Genomic DNA, 20741 nt, shown 5'->3' on the forward strand with positions numbered 1-20741 from the left:
TGAATAATCATTTTTTTGTAGAATTGGATTTTAGACCTTAAAGATTTTTAAAAATGATTCAATATATTAAAAATAACTTTCCAATTATTGTTCTGTTGATGATTGTTATTGGTGGCTTTGGCTATCCTTTTTATTCTGGAAAATGGATTGTTGCACCTAAATTGAATCAAATTGATGCGAAATGTTATGGAATTGATGTTCCAGATGATATCCAGTATGGACGATCTGAGCACTTTTGTTCGTGTATGAAAATGGTGCATAATAAAAAAGACAATGATCATATTAATTACTGTAAGAATTTAATAAATAAGGAGAATTTTAATGAGTCTAAGTGATTTTATTCATAGTCTTTAAAATAAGGATAAATGAATGAAAAATTTGAAATGAATATATGATGATTGATTTGCTCAAGAAAAGTATGAAACGAATTTAATGTTTAATTCTTCATACTTATGGAACGGATCGCAGGTTGATACAAAGTAGTTATAAAAACATGTTTATGGTGAATGTAGAACAGGTTGACTGCATTCATTTAAAGTAGGAATAAAATTTTGGTGATAAATAATATGAATATTAATGAATTAGATGAAAAATATGAAGCGTTTAAGGCAAGTCAGCATTTTCCTGAAAAAGATGATCATCAGAAATTCACAAAGAAAAATAGACAGTTAAATGATCTTAAATCAATCATGGATAATATACTTTATAATACCCTGTTTCTAAAATATTTTTTTATTCTTGCGCGACCTGATGATGAGCGTTCACAGATGGCAAAAAATTATGTAATTTTAGTTGATGGGAAAGAAGTTGCTTTGAATGTAAACCAGTCTCCTCAATTTCATGACAAAGAAAATTATTTAAAATGGTTACACAGTGAAATCATGAAATCAACGTTCTATCAAGAGCTACAATGAGTAAATGTATATAGGTGTTTATTGGTTTAATAAAATGAAAAATCAAGAAGATTGCTGATTGTTAGCCCGAATAGATATAAGTATATAAATCTTTTTAATATAGGTTTTTTTTGAAAAGGTTTGTAAATTTTATGTTATTAGTGTATAAAAAAAGAACAACAATAAAATGAGGGTGATCATATGATATATAAATCAATAAACATCGCTTTTTTCATATTTATGTTTGTTGTTCTTACATTGTTAGTACATCTCTTTGGAAATATTCCATCAGGGATGTGGGTTTTAAAATAGTGTAATCTAAGTTAAGTAAAGGGCTCATCTGAGGATGGGCTTTTTTATGGATTGTTTTTAGGGAAATGCTGATTAATTAATGATTCAATGAAAAATAGTCCAAAGTGTGACAGTTCTGTTAACAGTTTATAAATTAAATAAATTCTAACCAATTGAAAAATATTAAAATTAAAATGATTTTTGAAATCTAATGTTATAAAATTTCACATATTCTTTCACAACTAACATGTTGAAATACACAGGTTTTAATTTGATGTTATTCCTATTAGACCTTTTTTATTCAGTACGAGGAATGTCATGTTTAAGACAGCAGCATTATTAGGCACTGGGATCGCAATTGGTTGTTATTATCAGTCACATAAAAATGGCGCTGATAAAACCAAGACAAAAAATCTGACTAAGACAAGCAAAAACGACAAGAATGATGAGAAGGACATTCAACCTCAGTCGTAACTATCTATTCCAGCAAGTCTCTGATTTAAGGGGCTTGTTGGGTAATAAGAAGTAATTTTATAGCGTGATTTTAAACTTTTCACAATAAATTTAAAAATTTGTTTATCTCCATATTTTTTAATCTCAGATGTTTCGATGTGCAGCTTTAATCTTTTAAGTATCGTCCATTAATTATTGAACATTTATAGTATTTAATTATTGTTTAGTATTTCTAATATTAAGTATTGATTTAAAAGAAAATTTTAAAAATTGTCATTTAATGCCAATGTTCTTGATTGTTTTTGCCTTAAAATTTGAGCCAGAAATTACTTTGTAGTTTCAAGCTTTACCTAATAGAAGCTTTTCATGTAGTTGCCCACATTATCCAATCATGTGGGCTTTTTTTAAGGCATATTTTTATGATGTTGCGTATTAGACAATTGCTTTGTATTCATGTTTTTGAATATCCTAATATAAGCTGCATAAAAGAATGCCGTAAATGCGGAAAAATTAGCAATATCGATGTTAAGTGATAAAGCTACAACTTTTAAATTCAATGAAAATTTTTGTATTCTCCTAGGAAAATTGATGTTTTCTTTGCTTATCCAAATCAGCATCGTGTTCATCGCAATCATTGCATTAATTTATTATTCAAATAAATCTTAATTTAAAATCTATGGCTGGTTAGCATATAGATAGTTAAAAATAAAATATGAAATGTATAGTATTATAAATAATGTTTATGATTTCTGTACGGAACCAGTAGTGAATTCGCAATCGCTGGTTGGATGAGCTTCAAGTCCTGTGGTAGAACTTAAACTTCTTATTTCTACTGAGATTAATCATGAAAAAAATATTATTAATTTCCTCTATTTTAACTGCTGTTTTTTTAGTTGGATGTAATGCAAAAGACAAAGAAAAAACCAATGCCTCAACAGGAGAAGCAAGTAGTCCTGTTGCTCAGGTAGACAGCAATGAGTCGAACCAAAAAACAGTGAAATATGAAACTGAAGATAAAAAGCAATTCACACTTCAAACAACAGATAATTTTGCTACAGCAACTTTGACAGATAGTGAAGGGCATAACTATTCACTTAAAGAAGTTCCAGCTGGCAGTGGTATGCGTCTAGAAGGTGAAAATGGTGTGTCAATTCATTCCAAAGGTGAGGAAGCGACAATTGAACTTGCAAAAGATCAGTCTTTTTCGGTGAAAGAAGTTAAATAAGCTTGGATATAAATCGCCCCACCTTTTGGTGGGGTTTTTTATGGCGATCCATAATTTTTTTTCACTTTAAATATCTTAGGCGATCTAAAATCATTGCTGTAAAGTTTAAATGTAAACTATATATATGATTTTAAATAAAAAATATATTTTTATTGAATTGGGTTACTTCAAAAAGAGTAGATCAGGCGTACGATGCTTTTGGTTAGTTTACTCACATCAATCATCATTGATGTAAAGTATCCTTTACATTTGATTCGAAATTAATTATGCTTGTGTAAAGTTTACTTTACATGAGTGCGCTATGAATAAATTTAGACACCTTTTTGAATTGGTTTTATCTATCTTGCTGTATATTGTTGTGTTGGTTTTTTCTCTAAGATATTTAAAAAATAATCAACTTGATGATTCAACACAAATGATTGTAACTTTATTGCCCGTCATTCCTTGCGTATTCGTATGTTGGTGCGTGATTAGACAGTTATCGCAATTAGATGAAATGCAACATCGAATTCAACTACAAGCTTTTGCAATCGCCTTTGTTGGTACTGCGCTCATCACATTTAGCTATGGCTTTTTAGAAAATATTGGATTTCCTTTACTATCGATGTTTTTTGTTTGGCCATTAATGGCAACATTGTGGGGAATGGGGATCGCAATTGGAAGTTGGCGTTATCGATGAAAAATATTTTATCTGAATTAAGAATGAAGCAAGGTTGGTCGCAACAACAAATTGCGGAATTACTTGGTGTTTCACGTCAAACTATCAATGCTATCGAAAAAGAGCGTTATGATCCAAGTCTCCCTTTAGCCTTTAAAATAGCAAGACTTTTTGGTTTATCTATAGAAGCTATTTTTCAGGATGAAGAAACAATAAAAAATGAACGCTAAGTAGAGATAAATAAGCATTTGATAAACAAAGAGGAAAATATCCAAGCCTGGCAAATTAGATAATAAAATAAGGGGGTGTGAGTATAAGGTGGTATTGGATTGCTCTAAGATTGTTGCTATTTAGAAATTTATCTTTGTTGGTAACTTTATTGACCAATGCAATATGTAGTGTAGAAGCATTTAGCACGACCAATTTTCCAGCTAAAATTATGCATATTGAGGCTGGATATTTTCCTGATTATATAAAGCTGAGCATTTGAAAACAACATTTGGATAAGGTCAGCAATCATCAGAATTAGTTAAGTCTATCTCCTAACCAATTCTCTTGTTTTCTTTACGTCGTGGTTATGTTCTCAGATCCAGGTGTATTACGACGATGTATATTGGGCTTGCGTAACAGTGCATAAGTGTTGTTTATGTTTATACTTAAAATAGCGATACAGTACGGGGTTGTGCCACATCTACTTTTATTAAGATAAATCGCAATAAGAATATATTTTTAGTATGTGTGAGTTTAGTTAGATCACATTTTTGTTGGATAGTGGGATGATATATTTTTGATCATTTTAAATTTTGCATGAGTTTAATGTCAATCTGCATTTATCTAACAGGTTAGCTTTTATATTATATCAAGCACATGATTTTTCAATTTAATTATAAATTTCACCATATCTTGTATTTATCTGCATCAAATAAATAGTTATATTGTGATCGTTATCACAACCATAATATGTTGTTGGCGATTGATTTAGAAGCATCCTACACTTAGATCAGTCATAAACAAGCCAGTATAATATTAAAGGTTAAAATAAATAGGCAAACGATACCTGTTATATAAGAGATCGTTCTCCAAGGCTGTATTCCTACTAAATAAGTTGTTGTATGAGCAATACGTGCAATGGTAAAAATACTAAACGTCCATGCAATCAATGTTGTGTTCAAATTCAAGGCAATACAAATGCCACCAAGTACCCAAAACACAGGAATATTTTCTAAATCGTTAGCCCAGGCTTGACTTGCTCTCACCACTTGCGGAAGTTCTTCGGGATGTGCATTCATGTTTAGGTATTGTGCATCTTCTTTATTTTTAAAAGCCTTATTTTTAATACGGAAATAACCTTGATAACATGATATCGCAAACATTTTAATGAAAAGTGCTGTAATACATAAAGCATATATGTGGAGCAAGTTATACATAAAACATCTACCCAAGTATGCTACGAAGAAAATGAGAAATACATAAGTTTTTATATTTAAATTATTTTTTGTCAATATTTTTTTTAATACTTTTATAAGAAAAAATTAAATTTATTTTCCAAATCATCTTTGTTTATATGAATCGTGTCGATTCACATGTGAATTTTAAAGTAAATCAGAAATGACTTCTTAAAAGAAATATTGTCTTTTTTTTTAATTAGACTAAAAAAATCACATATTATTATCATAAAATAATATTTTATTATAATTTTATGATACTTTTAAACATGAGCCAGACTCCTCAGATGGTTCATACGGTTTTTACTTAATAAAAGGTATATATAAATGGCTAAAATTGACTTAACACCATTAGCAGATATTGACGGATTTACAGCTTCAGCACTTGTTGATTGTACAAGTGGTCTTTCATTGGCAGCACAAGGAACAGGCATTGATTTGGAGCTTGCAGCTGCAGGGAATACTGAGGTTTTACGTGCGAAAATGAAAACTGCTGATGCGTTGAACTTGAAAGATACTATTGATGATATTTTGATTACTTTAGGTAAACAGTATCATTTACTTAGACCGCTAGAGAAAAACAGTGATTTATTTTTATATTTAGTATTGGATCGTCAAAAATCTAATTTAGCAATGGCTAGACACGAACTTAGAATTTTTGAAAAAGAATTAGATTTCTCTTAAAAATAGAGACTTGGCTATTACTTCGCGTTGTTGTGATAGCCTTTTGTGTGAATTTTAGCTTTAAAATTAAAATATTTGATAATATTCACAAAAAATTATGATCGATTTATCATTTAAATATTGAAATTATTAAAATAAAGTGTTTTAAATCATATATATATGTCTTATCTTATAAGGTTGGCGAGATAAAAAATTATCATTGAAAATCTTCTAAATATTATTACAATTCTATTTCTAAGAAATTTAAGGAAATGGGGTATGGAAAATAAAACGGCAAGGTTAACAATTTTAATCGATCCAAATAAAAAAGAAGCATTTGAAGAATTATGTAACCGTCAAGACTTAAAACCTTCTCAAGTTGTTCGCCAATTAATTCGTGAATATTTAGAAAAACATGGTGTTGAATATGCCACTAAATCCTCTGTTGTAAAAAAATAATAAATCGTATGTTTTATGAGACGGTCGATGATGATTGAGCAGTACAGTCTTGTTGACAGATCTGCTTAATTTTTATTGAGTTATAAAAAGATGAAAATTCAGAATAATGAGAACTTATAAAATATTGATAATTTTTGTGATGTTGATTGTATTTGGCGCAGTCGGATTAATGCTTAAAGGAGAGTTTCCTTTATCACAAATGGGGGCATATTGAATCTGAATGTTTGGGTGTAAATATTCCTGAAAAAATAAAATATACTCAGTCTAGAGCGTATTGTCAGTGTTTCAAGCACCAATTAAATTTTCGTAATGCAAAAGACTCAGAACATAATTGCACTATAAATGTAGCTGTACGATAACTTTAGGTAATATTGGTAAAATGTAAAGAAGTTCAAAGACAATGAATATAGTACATTATCGCCATGACTCAAATTTTCATCCGACAAAGAAAACATACTAAGTGATAATTGATCTGTAAATTTCTGATCATTTATATTCAAGCCGCATAATTTTTCATACAAATGATTTATTTTCAACAAATTTTATACTTTTTATCGGAATTTTTATTTCGGAAAAATGATCATTTTAAAGCATTTTCAAAGTTTAATTTCATTTTAGTTCTTAGCAGCATTATTCTTTAAAGATTGAAAAATTGATCATCAATTTAGGCTTAACTATTATCTGCTGTTTTTAAAATAATTCAATTTTAAAATCGCTGTAATTAGGTTGAATAATGTTACTGCTTCTTGCAGATGGTCAAAGTTCTGCCTATATTATAACTACAGTAGATCGATAAGATGCTACGAAGTAGTTGGACAGATCAATGACGGCTTATTGAATTTGTGACTCCAGTTCAAATAAAAAATAAGCACTAGCTTTCCAACATCAAAAAGCTCACAGAAATGTGAGCTTTTTCATTTTGAAATCTGATGAAATAATTAAGATAGGCAGAATTTACATAAAATATTCAAAGTAATTGATTGTTTTATAACTGAAAAATATTCATAAGTTGCAATGCTTTAACATTGCCATAAAATCTAACAACTTCACAAGAAATTTTATTCAATGTCATGCTATAAGAAAAACAGTATATAAAAAAGAGGATAGGAAAATGTCTGAAATGATTACAGTCAAGGTGAAGGATCAATATAGCAACGAATTAAATGCAATGGCATGGTTAAACAAATTGCAAGAGCATGAAGATGCTGAAAATTTATCCTTGTTCCAAAAGATCGATCATATTGTGGTAGATGGCGAAAAGATATTGCCGAGTATTGAATTACTGTTCGAGAGTAAAGAAAGTGATAGTATTTATCGCATCATTGAACAGGTAAGTTAATTTTTAACTAGACCAAAGATGTGACAATTAAAAAAATGTGTTGGATGCATTTATCCAACACATTTATTATAGCTAAGCATTAAAAGGTCTAAAGCTGAACAGCAACAACCAAGTTTCTGCTAAACAAATCAAGCGGTTTTAAAATGATCAAGAACAACAGCAACTAAATGATAAAGGGCTAAGCGGTCTCGATTGGCTTGAACAACAGCGCGCTTTTCAATTCTTAAATCACCTTTGAGTGAGCCAGATTGATAACTTTGTACCAACACATGTTGTGAGGACATTGGATCATCTTTGATTCGTAAATCTCTTTTATGCTTAATATTAGAAACAGCCGTCAAACACTGTTCAAAAGTTGAATGAAAATTTGAAAGTGCTAATGCTGTTTGATTGGTCGATTTGGTAATATAAGTAGTCATAATTGTGTAATTATTTGAACAAGTTAACTGAATATTTATTGTACAACTTGATGTGAAAATAGACAATTTGATTTTGTAAAAAGATATAATAAGACATATGAGTTTAAAGCTAATTCATAATTAATATCAATGAGATATGCTGGTGATGTTAGGCGATATATGACATTTGATTTTAGACGTGGAATAGTTGTATTTCTGAACCATAATGTTGAAATTCAATGTGTAAGTGTTGAAGGAATTCTGTGAGCAAAGCAGATTTTAATTCTAAATTCAGCTTTTGTTCCGATAAATAATGATCATCTTCAAGGGCGATGATCTGCTAAATCTGATCATTATCCATCTTTTAAAAAATATTAATCTGTTTAGATTAAAAAACTTAGAATGACGTTAAAAGCACTCAATTGTGTCATTCTAAGGGGGGTAAATCTAAATGCTAAGTCTCACGCTTGTAACATGCTTAAATTATGATGATTGTAGGTGTTGTAAAGAATAATTAATTTGTTGCATGGTTTGATTTAGCTCAACTGGTGAAATTCTGGACTCTTGTAATGCGGTAATCCATTGCATTTGGCAAAATTTAATATCACGGATAGATTTTGCCTGCTGTATCTGTATCACCAATTGTTTAGTCATGAGTCCACAATGAGTTTGTAATAGATGTGCCATTTTTTGTTTGATCTCATCAAAACTGATATGGACATGTTCGAGTTTATTTTCCTTCTGTACTGGTGTTTCTAGTTGTGGTTTTGGATCATGGGTTGGCTCATTGGTGTGGAGATTGTCGGGTGAGGATACTTCTGTTAATTTTTCACTGATGCTAATTGAGGAAATGAGATCTTCTTTTGAAGATTGACTTTTTGTTGGTTGAACCAAAGTTGGTTGTTGGTTTGTGTCTAATGCAACTGAATTTGTCACTGTTGATAGGGGGGGATTATTTTTTTTATCTACGGATTGTGCATTATCCTGAAAAATCAAACCAAGTTCTTCTAATTGTTGAATCAGTTCAGGGGTCGCCAAGCGTTGTTTTAAAGCACTGTTCAAGATTTTAAAATCATCAGTACCGATCAGGAGTAATAACTGTCTTTGACGCGCATTCAGTTGAAATGACCGCTGTTTTAATGCCTGAATTCCCAAGTCAGTTTTAAAATATTGATCCATGAGTCAAGTTATTCCCCCAATAAATTGACCCAAGGATAAAGAATGAAAATTACACTAATATGACTTTCTTGTTACAAATCACAAGGTTAAAGTGTGATTAGGTTTGCATTCTCTAAGGCTTTACGTAAATAAGGGTCTAGGTCTTCCTGGCGTAATAACCATTGCACATAGTCTGAGGGTAATTCTGAAATTGCAGTACCGCGGTGTTTACCAAAGTTGATCGTTCTTGGTATACGTGCATCTTCAGAGGCTTCATAGAGTTCTTCTAAAGTCTGAATTTTTAAATGATGAATAATGTGCATTAAAATATTGGCTGTTAAAATAATATCTGCATCTGCGCGATGCGCACTTTTCAGCATTTCACGTGCTTTTTCACTGCCTTTACTGATCATATAAATCAGCGCAGAAATATTATGGGCTTCAGCATCTGGCCAAACTAAACGAGCCAGTGCCAGCGTACAAATAGCTTTGATTTTTGAAGTATCCACACCGCATTGTTCAATGGCACGAATATCATAATCAATATTATGACCAATGATATATGTGGTTTCTTTAGGAAGCTCGAAGTCCGAAAAGTTGGGTTGTCCTGCAATATCTGCTTCTAAAATATGGTGAACCGCCATAGAGGCAAAAGAGATTTTCTCATTGCCTATGCTGTAAAGCTGATCAAATATTTGCTTACGATCTAAACTAAGTTTTCCTGCTTCAATCTGAATAGGTGCATAAGCAATTTCAATAGGTAGACCATTGAGTGTATGTGTTTCTGTATCTAAAATAATAGCTTGCATCTTTTATTCCTTCACCGCTTTGACCAGGAGCTTTTGAGTACCCTAGCTTTTTTAAGCATTGAATACAATTTAAAGTTATTTGAAAGTCAGTTTTGATTTGTTTTTGTTTAACTCTCAAGCAGTTCTGTCCTTGTATGGTGGTTGCATGATTAAAATATAAATTATATCTAGTTGAGACTGGCTATCATCATTTACTTAAAAATTTATAAGAACATCTTAATATTTGGGTTTGTTGATATTTTTATGGTAAAGATTATAAATTCTATTGAATACAGTGAAGCATACCTCATTTTTTAGTTTAAAATCGATTTTATCTACTTTTTTAAATATTTTCCATTGAATATCAAAATAAATAACTATCGAATATCGCTTGCAAATTTATTTTAATAAGATAAATATAGTGTAGATTATCTTAATTATTCGATTTAGGATAATTTAAAAAGAATACCCCGCCAAAAGCTAGGTAATCGAATGATCGGTGTGGATAAATTGGAGTTATTCACATTGAAGCATTAAAACAAGATAGACAACAAGGATGAATAAAATGAAAAGAAATACGCTTTCGATATTATTAGCAAGCTCAGTTGTATTTTTGACGGCATGTGGAGGAGATGACAATAATGATGGAGATCCATCAACCACATCAAATGTAGACATCAATAATATTCAAAACCCTGTGGTGGGAACACCTGCTGCATATAAATATATTAAAGATGATGCACCACCAAATGCTGCAGAAAGTGTGGTGATGACTTATAAAATGAAAGGCATCAAAGGAACCGAGACACTCGCAACCAGCTTAGTTTTTACACCTAAAACAGCACCGCCTGTAGGGGGGTGGCCAATCGTAGTTTGGGCGCATGGTACAACGGGTGTCGCAGATATTTGTGCACCGAGTGTTAATAAATTGACGATACAAGGTATTTTTGGTCCAGGTGATCCAACGATTAAAGACATGATTGATAGTTTTGTTAAAGAAGGTTATGTGGTTGTCGCACCTGATTATGAAGGTTTGGGTGAGCCTGGCGATAAAGAACTCCATCCTTTTCTCAATGTCAAAAGTGAGGCTTATTCAATTACGGATGCAGTGGTAGCAACCAAAAGTTGGTTACGTGATAAGGTCTCTAATAAATGGGCAGTAGTGGGGCATTCACAAGGAGGGCAAGCGGCATTGGGTGCAGCACAATATGCAGCACGTGCCAATATGGACTATAAAGGTGCAGTGGCAATTGCACCAGCGTCTAATTTAAAAATGATTGACACTTTAATTCAATTTAAATTAGAAGGGTTACCTGATAATATGCTGGATGAAAATGGTGAAACAAACCCGGAATACGAACGTAAAGTCTTAGGTTATGTTGCTACAGATGGGTTTACTTCGTTAATTGCAGCAAGTATTAAGGCTACTTATGGTGTAAGCGGTGTGTATAGTCAGGTCTTTAAGTCTCCTACCGATAAAATTGCAGAACAAGCAGAGTCTATATGTGTGCTTAATCTAGGACTTGCATTTACGCGAGGAATAGGGGAATACGCTTATAAAAATAACTTCAGTATAAAAGATTATCCACGTCGAAATGTGGGCTATATGGATGATCCGATCGTCAAACAATTTTTGGAGAAAGATTCACAACCTCTTCAAGTCTTGGTTAAAACACCAATTATTATTTATCAAGGTGGTGCAGATACATTGGTGTTGCCTCAGGCAACAGACGCATTAGTGGCGCAAGCACGAGCATTAACCACAAAAATTGATTATCGAACCGATCCAAAATGGGACCATAGTACTGCTTATACTGTAAATGCTAAAAACGGAAACTTATTGGCGGATATTAAAACACTGCTATCAAACTAATCCTTAAATATTGACCAGTATCGTTTTTAAATTTTGCCACTGTTCAATCGAACAGTGGTAGCTTATGAATAACTCAACTTGCTTTATTTATCTAATGCAACATGATTAGCATCTTCATTCAGCAATAACGTTGTTAGCATCCTGTTTCATCTAATATATGCAAAGGCAGAGGGAAATCCTCAGGTTTTTAGCAATGACTTTTATAGTTTTTAGTTTGTGAAATAGTTAGTTTGCGAAAAGATTGAGTCAATCTATCTCTCATTGTCCTGTAGTCAAATTTTTTTTAAATATTTAAATCAATAGGGTATGCATTCAACATTTCTTGAGTATTCATACCAGTGATTTTTTATTTTAATCATTTATGCTGAGTTAATTTTTTGTTTCTTATGCAAATTTTATAAAATTTTTGTGATTCATTTATTCTGTACTTTTGCATCATCGATGGTCTTGCTATCGCGAGGTGACATGGATGTTGCCATGTTGAGTGAGGTTATATGCGTATATGAGCAAAAAACAAAGCACTACCTTTTTTGCATCGCAAGAATACGGTTAAACAAAAAATGGGTCAGACAAAGTGAAGCATCATCTAGGTAAATTTATTTAGGTTTTAGATGTACAGCATAACAGTTTGGTTAGGAAAGCTTCACATCATTCAAAACGATCTTTATTGCATTGATTTTATTGATCAAGAAATTATATGTTGCGATATGCATTTTTCAACAGATTGGCGATATGCTGTTGAATCTTATTCTGAGAAAAAGTTAGCGTCGTTGAAGTAAGATTAAATTGAAATTTTAAACGAATCTTTAAGCTACTTTGATATTAATTTTATAAACAATAAATAGCCATTTCTTGGCAGTTTAGATTTCTATATATTGTTCAATGTGTTAACAATAAACATGATGCCTTGTGTGGTTTGATGCCATTATTGATGATTTATTCAGTTGATTCATCCCTTAAAAATAATGAGCAAAAGACTTGCCTAACATATTTTTTTGACGTATTCATGAAATACTTATGTGTAATAAGTGATATAAAATATTTAAAAAATTGTGTTTAAGGATAAATCACATGAAAAAGAATTTACTAACAGTTTTAATTATAAGTTCTGGGATCGCTTTAACAGCATGTAATAACGGTGGTGGAGGGAGTTCATCTGGAGCTTCTCCAGATAATACAGATGTCAACACGATTGCCAATCCTGTTGTGGGAACACCAAGCGCATATACTGCAACTGACTTTTCTGCTGTGGCAACGGATAGTGTCGTGATGACCTATAAAATGAAAGGTATTAATGGTACCGAAGTTCAAGCAACCTCACTGGTCTTTACACCGAAAACTGTAGCACCAGCAGGTGGTTGGCCAATCGTGGTTTGGGCACATGGGACAACAGGAGTTGCAGATGTATGTGCACCAAGTCGTAATGTGATGAATGACCATATTAAAGGCATGATTTCTAAGTTTCTTGCAGCAGGCTACGTGGTGGTCGCACCTGATTACGAAGGCTTGGGCGAGCCTGGTGGTAAAGAATTACACCCATTTTTAAATTTAAAAAGTGAAGCTTATTCGATTACTGATGCGGTAGTGGCGACACGGAGTTGGCTAGGCAGTAAAGCGTCTAATCAGTGGGTCACAGTTGGACATTCTCAAGGTGGTCAAGCAGCATTAGGCGCTGCGCAATATGCGGCGCGTGCAAACCTAGACTATAAAGGAACCGTCGCTGTTGCACCAGCTTCACAATTGAAATTAATTTTAAGTGTTGGAAATCTTTCAGTTGAAAATGCTACACCAACTCAGCAGATACCTGTTTATGCATCTTTAGATACCTTTACTGCATTAATTGCTGCGGGCTTACGCAATACAAACCCTACTTTAGACTATAGCCAAGTATTTAAAGTACCGACGGATGCAATTGCAAGAAATGCAGAATCAAGCTGTGATCTTGGAACTCAATTTGCAGGGGCTATGATGCAATATGTTGGTAGCAATGGTTCATTAAAGAATTATCCAAGAACAACTGACGGATTTATGACCCTAGCGCCTGTACAAAAATTTTTAAATGAAGACTCACAACCACTACAAGTTCAAGTCAAAACACCTGTAGTAATTTATCAGGGGGGGGCGGATACTACTGTACCCAAAATTGCGACAGATACTTTATATGCTACCGCAAAAGCATTTGGTACACAGGTTCGCTATATCCCTGAACCTACTTGGGATCATAGTTCTGCGTATGTTTTAAATATTGATAATATTGTTGCAGATGTCAAAGCTATGTTTGCAGCAAAATAACGCTTTAAACTGCCATTATCAAAAAAATAGCTAATGTACGATACATTAGCTATTTTTATTTAAAACAGAGCAAACTTCATTCTGTTTAATTACAAACTTCATGCTACAATACGCGCAATCTTAGCACGGCTTAAAAGCCCTAATTCATAGGACCTCGCTAATGTTCGCCAATATCTCTATTTCTGAATTTGATCCAGAAATCGCTCAAGCAATTTCTCAAGAAGATGCCCGTCAAGAAGCACACATTGAGTTAATTGCATCTGAAAACTATTGCTCACCTGCAGTAATGGAAGCACAAGGATCAAAACTCACTAACAAATATGCCGAAGGTTATCCTGGTAAACGCTATTATGGCGGTTGTGAATATGTAGACGTGATCGAACAATTGGCGATCGATCGTGCTAAAGCATTATTTGGTGCTGACTACGCTAACGTACAACCTCATGCGGGTTCTCAAGCAAACTCAGCAGTCTATCTTGCACTTTTAAACCCAGGCGATACTGTTTTAGGAATGAGCTTAGCGCATGGCGGTCACTTGACCCACGGTGCAAAAGTAAGCTTTTCAGGTAAAACTTATAATGCAGTGCAATATGGTTTAAACCCTGAAACTGGTGAAATTGACTACGAAGAAGTTGAACGTTTGGCTGTAGAACACAAGCCTCGTATGATCGTTGCTGGTTTCTCTGCGTATAGCCAAATTGTTGATTGGCAACGTTTCCGTGATATCGCGGATAAAGTTGGTGCATATTTATTTGTTGATATGGCGCACGTTGCTGGTTTAGTGGCTGCTGGTGTATATCCAAGCCCAGTACAAATTGCGGATGTAACAACGACGACTACGCATAAAACTTTACGTGGTCCACGTTCTGGTTTGATCCTTGCTAAAGCAAATGAAGAGATTGAGAAAAAACTTCAATCAGCTGTATTCCCAGGTAACCAAGGTGGTCCTTTGGTTCATGCTGTTGCGGCAAAAGCAATTTGCTTTAAAGAAGCAATGACACCTGAATATAAAGAATATCAAAAACAAGTGGTTGTTAATGCTAAAGCGATGGCTGAAGTGTTGATTTCACGTGGTTATGATGTTGTTTCTGGTGGTACAGAAAACCATTTATTCTTGTTATCGTTGATTAAACAAGATGTGACAGGTAAAGATGCTGACGCATGGTTAGGCGCAGCGCATATTACAGTGAATAAAAATGCTGTACCAAATGATCCACGTTCTCCATTTGTTACTTCAGGTATCCGTATCGGTACACCTGCTGTAACCACTCGTGGTTTTGGTGAAGCGGAAGTGCGTGATTTGGCAGGTTGGATTGCTGATATCCTAGACGCTAAAGGTGATGAAGCGGTAATCAAAGCAGTACAAGCTAAAGTTGAAGCGGTATGTGCTAAATTCCCAGTTTATGCAAAATAAGCATTGACTTGAGAAAGCCTCCTCTCAAGGAGGCTTTTTTTATGGTTGAATAAAAAGCGGTAATATACGACTAAATATCTGTTATAAAAGAAATCGGTGATGAAAAGCTATGGATTTCAGTTTATATCTTGCTTTGTCAATTTAGTTGGCAAGCGAATTGATGTATAACTGTAAGATCGGCTTTATCAATACGCTTGTGGTAATGCAATAGTGCAAAGGAATTCGGTACATGACTAAACCCAATATTATTATTTCAGAACAGGATTTGCATCGTTTGGAAACGATGTTAGAACATCAGTCAAAGTTGACGATCACCATGCAGCATTTAGAAGAAGAATTGGCACGTGCAGAAGTGGTTGCACCTGATGCCATTCCAGCAAATGTTGTGACCATGAATGCAAAGGTGCTGATCACGATTGCACCATCAACTGAAGCAACTGAAATTACACTGGTTTATCCACATGATTTCCGTGGTGATAAAGGGCAGGTCAATGTCATTGCTCCTGTTGGCGCCGCTATTTTAGGTTTGGCTGAAGGGCAAGAAATCGAGTGGCCGCAACCTGATGGACACTTAATGAAAGTTAAAATTGAAAAAGTATTGTATCAGCCTGAACGTGAGGGTGACTATCTTTAGTCTATGCCGGATGAGCATGTTGCAAATCAAAGCCCAGTGATGACTGGGCTTCATTATTTATGGTGGAGAAGAGAATATTAAAAACCAGAGGTTCTACCTTTACTTGGATATTTAAACTGGTGTTGTACGTCCAACTTATAACTTTGCTTTGGATTTAAATCCACTTGCCATAAGTTGATATTCGGTTGTCCATTCCATTGGGTCGCCGTTGGGGGAATGCTATAAGTTGAGTGAGTGGTCAGTTTTCCATTTTGACTTTGTGGCTCAGATTCAAAAATAGTCACTTGAATTGGATAGTTATGTAAGTTTTGCACAGAATATTGCTGTTTCTGTGTAGTTTCTGACTGTGTCCCTTTGACAGGGTTTTTCTTGTCGGACAAATCAGTGACTTTGATTTGGATTTGATCATCGGTTCCAAAACTCATTTGTAAGTTTTCATCTACACTGTTGTTCCAAGCTCTTTGTCCGATATAGTCGCCGTCACGATAGAGTTTCACTGTACCTGAAGGCCAATTCTGATCCAATTTTGCAATCTCAGCATTAATCGTTGCCTGGGTACTATTTTTAGGAATCGCCCACACTGAGAGTTTTGCTGCATATTGTTCTGTGCTTAAAGGTAAGAATATTTGCTGTTGGCTACTTGGAATTGAGGCTTTGGTTTCTGATCGAAATTCAGTACTAAAGTTTAGATCGGCTGCTTGGAATTGTGGAAACTGGGGCGCTTTTTTGACACTTTTTTCTTTTCGGTCATAGCTCATTTCAGCCATTGGTGCAGGAGCAATAGCATAAATAGGGCGTACAACAGGTTCTGGCTCAAAATAATTTACCCACCATTGTTGTGGTTGAACTTGTTGAACATAGTTTTGCGGTGTTGCCGTAGACAGTGCCAGCTTCACATTATTCCAGTCTTCACCTGTTTTTTGAGCAATCATTGCCATACGTGTGAGCTTAATTTGCTTCGTCTGGGTATCCAATTCAGCTTTATAAATCGGTTGCCAACGTGCATAAGGCACCATATAACTGATTTTGATTTCACCCCGTTGTGGTGCATTGACATAAAATTTAAGGGTTCTTTGATTAAACTCACTGTCACCAATGGCGCTTAAATCTTGTTCCAACTCATCTAAACGTTGTTCAAGCTTTTCTTTTTCGATCTTGGCTTGATCAATGGCGATAAACGCTTCATAAGCTTGCTTACGGACTTTGGGTGCAGAACCTTCGGTCACATTGCCCAAGAATTTATTCTGTAGTTCAGCAGCTTGAATAATTGAATTTTGTTCTGAAATTTTCTTTTTAATCGCGTCGATATGGTCGCGTAACTGTGAAGACTCATTGCCAGCAGGCTTATCTAATGCACTGTCAGTGTGAGAAACTGCATTCACTTCGATATTACTACTTTGATATTGCAGTTGGTCGATATTGAAATTGGCAGCTAGTCCACTCAAGCTCACCAACTGTTCCCCAGCTTGCACAGGAATGGTTCGTTCGATTTTTGCCAATGTTGGGTATAGGGTGACTTGTTGGATTGGAGAACTGGATAAGTTGAGTGCAAAGCTATAAGTCGAAGGCAGACACAGTAAGCTAAATTTTAGCGCAGTTTTTATATTCATTTATGCTTGTCCTGAAATCATTACAATTGATTTTAATTTATAAAATGTAGCAGAAATCAAGATAAATCAAAACGAAAATAGTTAAGTCGTACTAAAAAAGCCCAATGTTTGTGATGCTTTATCACTGATCAAGAGATTTATTGAAAATTAAGTTCTTTTCGAGTGGATTTAATTTTTATTGATTTTTCAACTAATTCTGAACATTTTAAAGATCAGCTCAAACAAAGTTAAAAATTTCGGTTACACTGAGTCATCCAAAAAATGGAAGGGGTGAACATTGAAACAATCATGCGCAATACGGGATCATAAATTTCCTCCTGAATTAAAAACATGGTTGTTTGCACAAGGTTCCCTGACCCAGCAATTGACAGATGCGGCAGGTGGTATTTTCAAAGTCCAGCCTATCCAAGAGCACTATCAAAGAATGACATTGTTAGACAGTCAATGGATGTCAATGCCTCACCAACATACCTCATGGGTGCGAGAAAGCTATTTATATGGTTGTGATGCACAACCTTGGGTTAAAGCAAAAAGTATCTTTCCTATTTTAAGTATTCACAGCAAAGCACGTTTGTTTAAACACATCCGAACCAAACCAATTGGAAAGTTTTTGTTCCAAAGAACCAATCCTTTATGTGAAAGACGTGTTTTAAAATTAGCAGAAGGTTGGACACGCCAAAGTTGTTATACTTGGCATGGTTGTAAATTTATAGTTCAAGAAACTTTTTTACCTGCTTTTGAACAATTTTTACAACAACAGCATATTTCAAAATAGTGTACTGAAGGACTGTCATGGCAATAGAGCAACAAACCACATGGAAACAACGGTTAGAAGCATATTATTATCTATGTCGTTTTGATAAACCTATCGGAACAGAGCTGGTATTTTGGCCAACCATGTGGGCATTATGGATTGCTGCGGAAGGAATCCCGGATATTGTTACTTTGGTTGCGATGGTCTTAGGGACAATTTTTATGCGTGCGGCTGGTTGTGCAATCAATGACTTTGCAGATCGTAAAGTCGATGCCCACGTTGAACGCACTAAAAACCGTCCTCTTGCAACGGGTGTAATTTCGGCAAAAGAAGCAGTTTGGGTTTTTATCGGGTTGGTGGCTGCAAGCGCCTGCACTTTATTTTTTTTACCGATTGCAACATTTTATTGTGCGTTAGCAGGTTTGCTTCTGGCATTTATTTATCCATTCATGAAGCGTTATACCCATTTACCCCAAGTGGTGTTGGGAATGGCATTTTCATGGGGAATTCCCATGTCTTTTACTGCAATGGGCAAACCTTTAGGCTGGACATGTTGGTTACTTTATTTTGGCAATCTCGCTTGGACCGTAGCCTATGATACGCAATATGCCATTACAGATCGAGAATATGATTTAAAAATTGGGGTGAAATCTACAGCTATCCTGTTTGGTCGCTATGATATAGAAATTATTTCATTATTGCAGTTGAGCAGTGTGGTGTTGATTGGTGCAGCGCTGTATTTGGAAAATATTCTGATCCCAATAGGACTGATTGCATTGTTATTGGTTTCAGGAGACTTTATTTATCAGTGGAGTAAAACCAAAGATCGTGATCCACAAAGATGTTTCTGGGCATTTAGACACAATCGTTGGGTTGGACTGATTATTTTTGCAGGCATTTTTATTGCACTCATTTGATTTGGTTAAAGCTGATTGAGTTTGATTTAAAGTGTGATAAATCACATAAATTAAAATTAATTATTTGTATTTCTATATTATTTTACTCTTTGGTTAAAAGCATTCTAGCAAGATGCTTTTTTTTATGTTTAATTAGAGGGGAACACGGAGCTGTTCAAAAAAGAAAAATTTGAGGAATGGGTAATGAAAGTATTATTTAAACGGACACTATTGGCTATTACTTGTGGTTCAGCTTTATTTTTAAGCGCATGTAATGATGATGACAACTGGGATAATTGGAATAGTAATAAAAGTTATGTATCGGAAAGTTCATATAATTTAGACAGTATGAGTGAAGCATCCTCAGTCAAAGTCATGACCTATAATATGCCGAATGTTTTAGGGGAAACTAAAAAAGCCACAGCCATGGTTTTTGTGCCTAAAACAACAAGACCTGCGGAAGGTTGGAAAGTCGTGGTGTGGGAACATGGGACGGTAGGTGTAGGTGATAGCTGTGCGCCGAGTAAGAATGGCTTTAACCCACGTTTTAAAAATATGGCACAAAGCTTATTAAAAGAAGGCTATGTGGTGGTTGCACCTGACTATGAGGGCTTAGGAACACCGGGTATGCACCCATATTTGAATTTAAAGAGCGAAGCAAATTCAGCGATTTATGCGGTAAAAGCCTATAAAGATCATTATGGTAGTCAGATCAATGGTCAATGGATGTCCGTGGGGCAGTCTCAAGGTGGTCATGCTTCTTTAGGGACAGCAGAACTTTCTAATAGTGATACCAATTATAGAGGCGCAGTAGCAGGTGCACCTGCTTCAAGTTTAGGCTATATCATTTCTGTCGTTGCACCACAAGCAATTCGGAACCTTCTTCTCGCTGGCAAAGTCGAGACAGCAATCGATGTCTATGCAGAATTATTGGCTTATGCTGCTTATACAACTGTAGGAATCACTGCTTATGAGCCTCGTTTTAATTACCGAGAAGTATTCAAAGATCGTTCTAAGTTGATTGTAGAATTGGCAGAGGGCACAACGGGTGAAAATGGTTCATGTCTCGAAGATTTGAAGGGTAAATTTATTACAGATATTCGTGAATATTTGAACACGAATAGCGGTAAAACTGTTCTAGATTATCCAGGGCTTATTGATAACTTCCAAGAAAATTCAACAGTAAAAAAATTCTTAGTAGACAATCAGCCTGCAACCAAGAAAATTAATACACCTGTGATGATTATTCAGGGTAAATTAGATATGGCAGTACCTTATCAAGTGACTGAAAAATTACAGCAAGACTTAAAAAATATGGGTACAGATGTGACGTTCTTGCTGGTAGATGACCAAAATCATACAGGAGCAATTGTTGCAAAGAACGCTGAATTGGTTGCTTTTATTAAAAAGCATATGCCAATCACAAAATAATCTTTTAATGATTAAATGTAGTTATTGATATAAAAACAGAGCTTCAATAGAAGCTCTGTTTTTATAA

General features: G+C 34.4%; 21 protein-coding genes. 16 read left to right on the top strand and 5 right to left on the bottom strand.

Annotation, left to right across the window (positions count from 1 at the left end):
• Positions 1-53: 53 nt before the first annotated feature.
• The 6 genes from I9192_RS07195 (at position 54) to I9192_RS07220 (ending at position 3750) form a co-directional block, all read left to right on the top strand.
• The gene (locus tag I9192_RS07195; RefSeq protein ID WP_005030151.1) at positions 54-335 is read left to right on the top strand and encodes a hypothetical protein; all 282 of its coding nucleotides are present in this window, start codon (positions 54-56) and stop codon (positions 333-335) included.
• Positions 336-566: 231 nt separating this feature from the next.
• Positions 567-914, top strand: a complete 348-nt coding sequence (locus I9192_RS07200) for a hypothetical protein (RefSeq protein WP_200150266.1) — start codon at positions 567-569, stop codon at positions 912-914.
• 588 nt (positions 915-1502) lie between these two features.
• Complete coding sequence (locus I9192_RS07205; RefSeq protein WP_167387351.1) at positions 1503-1658, top strand: hypothetical protein; 156 nt, start codon at positions 1503-1505, stop codon at positions 1656-1658.
• An 823-nt stretch (positions 1659-2481) separates the two neighbouring features.
• Entirely contained in the window at positions 2482-2862 is a 381-nt protein-coding gene (locus tag I9192_RS07210) for an MliC family protein (protein ID WP_004831578.1), read from the top strand.
• A gap of 301 nt (positions 2863-3163) precedes the next feature.
• Positions 3164-3541: a hypothetical protein gene (locus I9192_RS07215; RefSeq protein WP_200150267.1), complete on the top strand. Its 378-nt coding sequence runs from the start codon at positions 3164-3166 to the stop codon at positions 3539-3541.
• Positions 3538-3750 carry a helix-turn-helix transcriptional regulator gene (locus tag I9192_RS07220; protein WP_005030142.1) on the top strand — a complete coding sequence of 71 codons (213 nt, stop codon included), beginning with the start codon at positions 3538-3540 and terminating at the stop codon, positions 3748-3750. Before I9192_RS07215 ends, I9192_RS07220 begins: the two co-directional genes overlap by 4 nt.
• Positions 3751-4524: 774 nt before the next feature.
• Here the strand turns inward: I9192_RS07220 and I9192_RS07225 are convergent.
• Positions 4525-4893, bottom strand: coding sequence for an MAPEG family protein (locus I9192_RS07225; RefSeq protein WP_252512239.1), 369 nt, complete (start codon positions 4891-4893; stop codon positions 4525-4527).
• A 399-nt stretch (positions 4894-5292) separates the two neighbouring features.
• On the opposite strand from I9192_RS07225, the gene I9192_RS07230 reads away from it, so the two are divergent.
• From I9192_RS07230 to I9192_RS07240, 3 genes are all read left to right on the top strand, one after another.
• Complete coding sequence (locus I9192_RS07230; protein WP_004831574.1) at positions 5293-5649, top strand: hypothetical protein; 357 nt, start codon at positions 5293-5295, stop codon at positions 5647-5649.
• A gap of 258 nt (positions 5650-5907) precedes the next feature.
• Positions 5908-6087 carry a ribbon-helix-helix protein, CopG family gene (locus I9192_RS07235; RefSeq protein ID WP_004831572.1) on the top strand — a complete coding sequence of 60 codons (180 nt, stop codon included), beginning with the start codon at positions 5908-5910 and terminating at the stop codon, positions 6085-6087.
• A 1111-nt stretch (positions 6088-7198) separates the two neighbouring features.
• Complete coding sequence (locus tag I9192_RS07240; protein WP_004831570.1) at positions 7199-7426, top strand: hypothetical protein; 228 nt, start codon at positions 7199-7201, stop codon at positions 7424-7426.
• A gap of 128 nt (positions 7427-7554) precedes the next feature.
• Here I9192_RS07240 and I9192_RS07245 read toward each other — a convergent pair whose 3' ends face one another.
• The 3 genes from I9192_RS07245 to I9192_RS07255 form a co-directional block, all read right to left on the bottom strand.
• Positions 7555-7845, bottom strand: a complete 291-nt coding sequence (locus I9192_RS07245) for a hypothetical protein (protein ID WP_004831569.1) — start codon at positions 7843-7845, stop codon at positions 7555-7557.
• Positions 7846-8307: 462 nt separating this feature from the next.
• Positions 8308-9003, bottom strand: a complete 696-nt coding sequence (locus I9192_RS07250; protein WP_200150268.1) for a hypothetical protein — start codon at positions 9001-9003, stop codon at positions 8308-8310.
• 86 nt (positions 9004-9089) lie between these two features.
• Entirely contained in the window at positions 9090-9791 is a 702-nt protein-coding gene (locus I9192_RS07255; RefSeq protein ID WP_004831566.1) for an exonuclease domain-containing protein, read from the bottom strand.
• A gap of 544 nt (positions 9792-10335) precedes the next feature.
• Between I9192_RS07255 and I9192_RS07260 the strand changes: the two genes are divergently transcribed.
• The 4 genes from I9192_RS07260 (at position 10336) to rnk (ending at position 15983) form a co-directional block, all read left to right on the top strand.
• Positions 10336-11643, top strand: a complete 1308-nt coding sequence (locus I9192_RS07260; protein WP_200150269.1) for an alpha/beta hydrolase family protein — start codon at positions 10336-10338, stop codon at positions 11641-11643.
• 1071 nt (positions 11644-12714) lie between these two features.
• Positions 12715-13935 carry an alpha/beta hydrolase family protein gene (locus tag I9192_RS07265; protein WP_005030126.1) on the top strand — a complete coding sequence of 407 codons (1221 nt, stop codon included), beginning with the start codon at positions 12715-12717 and terminating at the stop codon, positions 13933-13935.
• A gap of 160 nt (positions 13936-14095) precedes the next feature.
• Positions 14096-15349, top strand: coding sequence for a serine hydroxymethyltransferase (gene glyA, locus I9192_RS07270; RefSeq protein ID WP_004831563.1), 1254 nt, complete (start codon positions 14096-14098; stop codon positions 15347-15349).
• 229 nt (positions 15350-15578) lie between these two features.
• Positions 15579-15983 carry a nucleoside diphosphate kinase regulator gene (rnk, locus tag I9192_RS07275; RefSeq protein WP_004831562.1) on the top strand — a complete coding sequence of 135 codons (405 nt, stop codon included), beginning with the start codon at positions 15579-15581 and terminating at the stop codon, positions 15981-15983.
• Positions 15984-16060: 77 nt separating this feature from the next.
• Here the strand turns inward: rnk and I9192_RS07280 are convergent, their stop codons facing one another.
• Positions 16061-17593 carry a DUF4139 domain-containing protein gene (locus I9192_RS07280; protein ID WP_005030123.1) on the bottom strand — a complete coding sequence of 511 codons (1533 nt, stop codon included), beginning with the start codon at positions 17591-17593 and terminating at the stop codon, positions 16061-16063.
• A 277-nt stretch (positions 17594-17870) separates the two neighbouring features.
• Here I9192_RS07280 and I9192_RS07285 point away from each other — a divergent pair, with 277 nt between their 5' ends.
• The 3 genes from I9192_RS07285 to I9192_RS07295 all read left to right on the top strand — a co-directional run bounded on the left by I9192_RS07285 (position 17871) and on the right by I9192_RS07295 (position 20674).
• Positions 17871-18368, top strand: coding sequence for a chorismate--pyruvate lyase family protein (locus I9192_RS07285; RefSeq protein WP_005030122.1), 498 nt, complete (start codon positions 17871-17873; stop codon positions 18366-18368).
• A gap of 17 nt (positions 18369-18385) precedes the next feature.
• The gene (gene ubiA / locus I9192_RS07290) at positions 18386-19264 is read left to right on the top strand and encodes a 4-hydroxybenzoate octaprenyltransferase (protein WP_005030119.1); all 879 of its coding nucleotides are present in this window, start codon (positions 18386-18388) and stop codon (positions 19262-19264) included.
• A 183-nt stretch (positions 19265-19447) separates the two neighbouring features.
• Positions 19448-20674 (top strand): alpha/beta hydrolase family protein, encoded by a 1227-nt coding sequence (locus I9192_RS07295; RefSeq protein WP_005030116.1) that lies wholly within the window; start codon positions 19448-19450, stop codon positions 20672-20674.
• Positions 20675-20741: the final 67 nt, after the last annotated feature.

This window comes from Acinetobacter bereziniae, assembly GCF_016576965.1.
GTDB classification, from domain to species: domain Bacteria; phylum Pseudomonadota; class Gammaproteobacteria; order Pseudomonadales; family Moraxellaceae; genus Acinetobacter; species Acinetobacter bereziniae.

Coding starts and splice junctions, on each gene's coding strand:
- I9192_RS07205 (WP_167387351.1), top strand. CDS start 1,503: ATGTTTAAGACAGCAGCATTATTAGGCACTGGGATCGCAATTGGTTGT.
- I9192_RS07280 (WP_005030123.1), bottom strand. CDS start 17,593: ATGAATATAAAAACTGCGCTAAAATTTAGCTTACTGTGTCTGCCTTCG.
- I9192_RS07220 (WP_005030142.1), top strand. CDS start 3,538: ATGAAAAATATTTTATCTGAATTAAGAATGAAGCAAGGTTGGTCGCAA.
- I9192_RS07265 (WP_005030126.1), top strand. CDS start 12,715: ATGAAAAAGAATTTACTAACAGTTTTAATTATAAGTTCTGGGATCGCT.
- I9192_RS07240 (WP_004831570.1), top strand. CDS start 7,199: ATGTCTGAAATGATTACAGTCAAGGTGAAGGATCAATATAGCAACGAA.
- I9192_RS07255 (WP_004831566.1), bottom strand. CDS start 9,791: ATGCAAGCTATTATTTTAGATACAGAAACACATACACTCAATGGTCTA.
- I9192_RS07250 (WP_200150268.1), bottom strand. CDS start 9,003: ATGGATCAATATTTTAAAACTGACTTGGGAATTCAGGCATTAAAACAG.
- I9192_RS07230 (WP_004831574.1), top strand. CDS start 5,293: ATGGCTAAAATTGACTTAACACCATTAGCAGATATTGACGGATTTACA.
- I9192_RS07210 (WP_004831578.1), top strand. CDS start 2,482: ATGAAAAAAATATTATTAATTTCCTCTATTTTAACTGCTGTTTTTTTA.
- I9192_RS07235 (WP_004831572.1), top strand. CDS start 5,908: ATGGAAAATAAAACGGCAAGGTTAACAATTTTAATCGATCCAAATAAA.
- I9192_RS07195 (WP_005030151.1), top strand. CDS start 54: ATGATTCAATATATTAAAAATAACTTTCCAATTATTGTTCTGTTGATG.
- I9192_RS07260 (WP_200150269.1), top strand. CDS start 10,336: ATGAAAAGAAATACGCTTTCGATATTATTAGCAAGCTCAGTTGTATTT.
- I9192_RS07245 (WP_004831569.1), bottom strand. CDS start 7,845: ATGACTACTTATATTACCAAATCGACCAATCAAACAGCATTAGCACTT.
- I9192_RS07295 (WP_005030116.1), top strand. CDS start 19,448: ATGAAAGTATTATTTAAACGGACACTATTGGCTATTACTTGTGGTTCA.
- rnk (WP_004831562.1), top strand. CDS start 15,579: ATGACTAAACCCAATATTATTATTTCAGAACAGGATTTGCATCGTTTG.
- glyA (WP_004831563.1), top strand. CDS start 14,096: ATGTTCGCCAATATCTCTATTTCTGAATTTGATCCAGAAATCGCTCAA.
- I9192_RS07225 (WP_252512239.1), bottom strand. CDS start 4,893: ATGTTTGCGATATCATGTTATCAAGGTTATTTCCGTATTAAAAATAAG.
- ubiA (WP_005030119.1), top strand. CDS start 18,386: ATGGCAATAGAGCAACAAACCACATGGAAACAACGGTTAGAAGCATAT.
- I9192_RS07215 (WP_200150267.1), top strand. CDS start 3,164: ATGAATAAATTTAGACACCTTTTTGAATTGGTTTTATCTATCTTGCTG.
- I9192_RS07200 (WP_200150266.1), top strand. CDS start 567: ATGAATATTAATGAATTAGATGAAAAATATGAAGCGTTTAAGGCAAGT.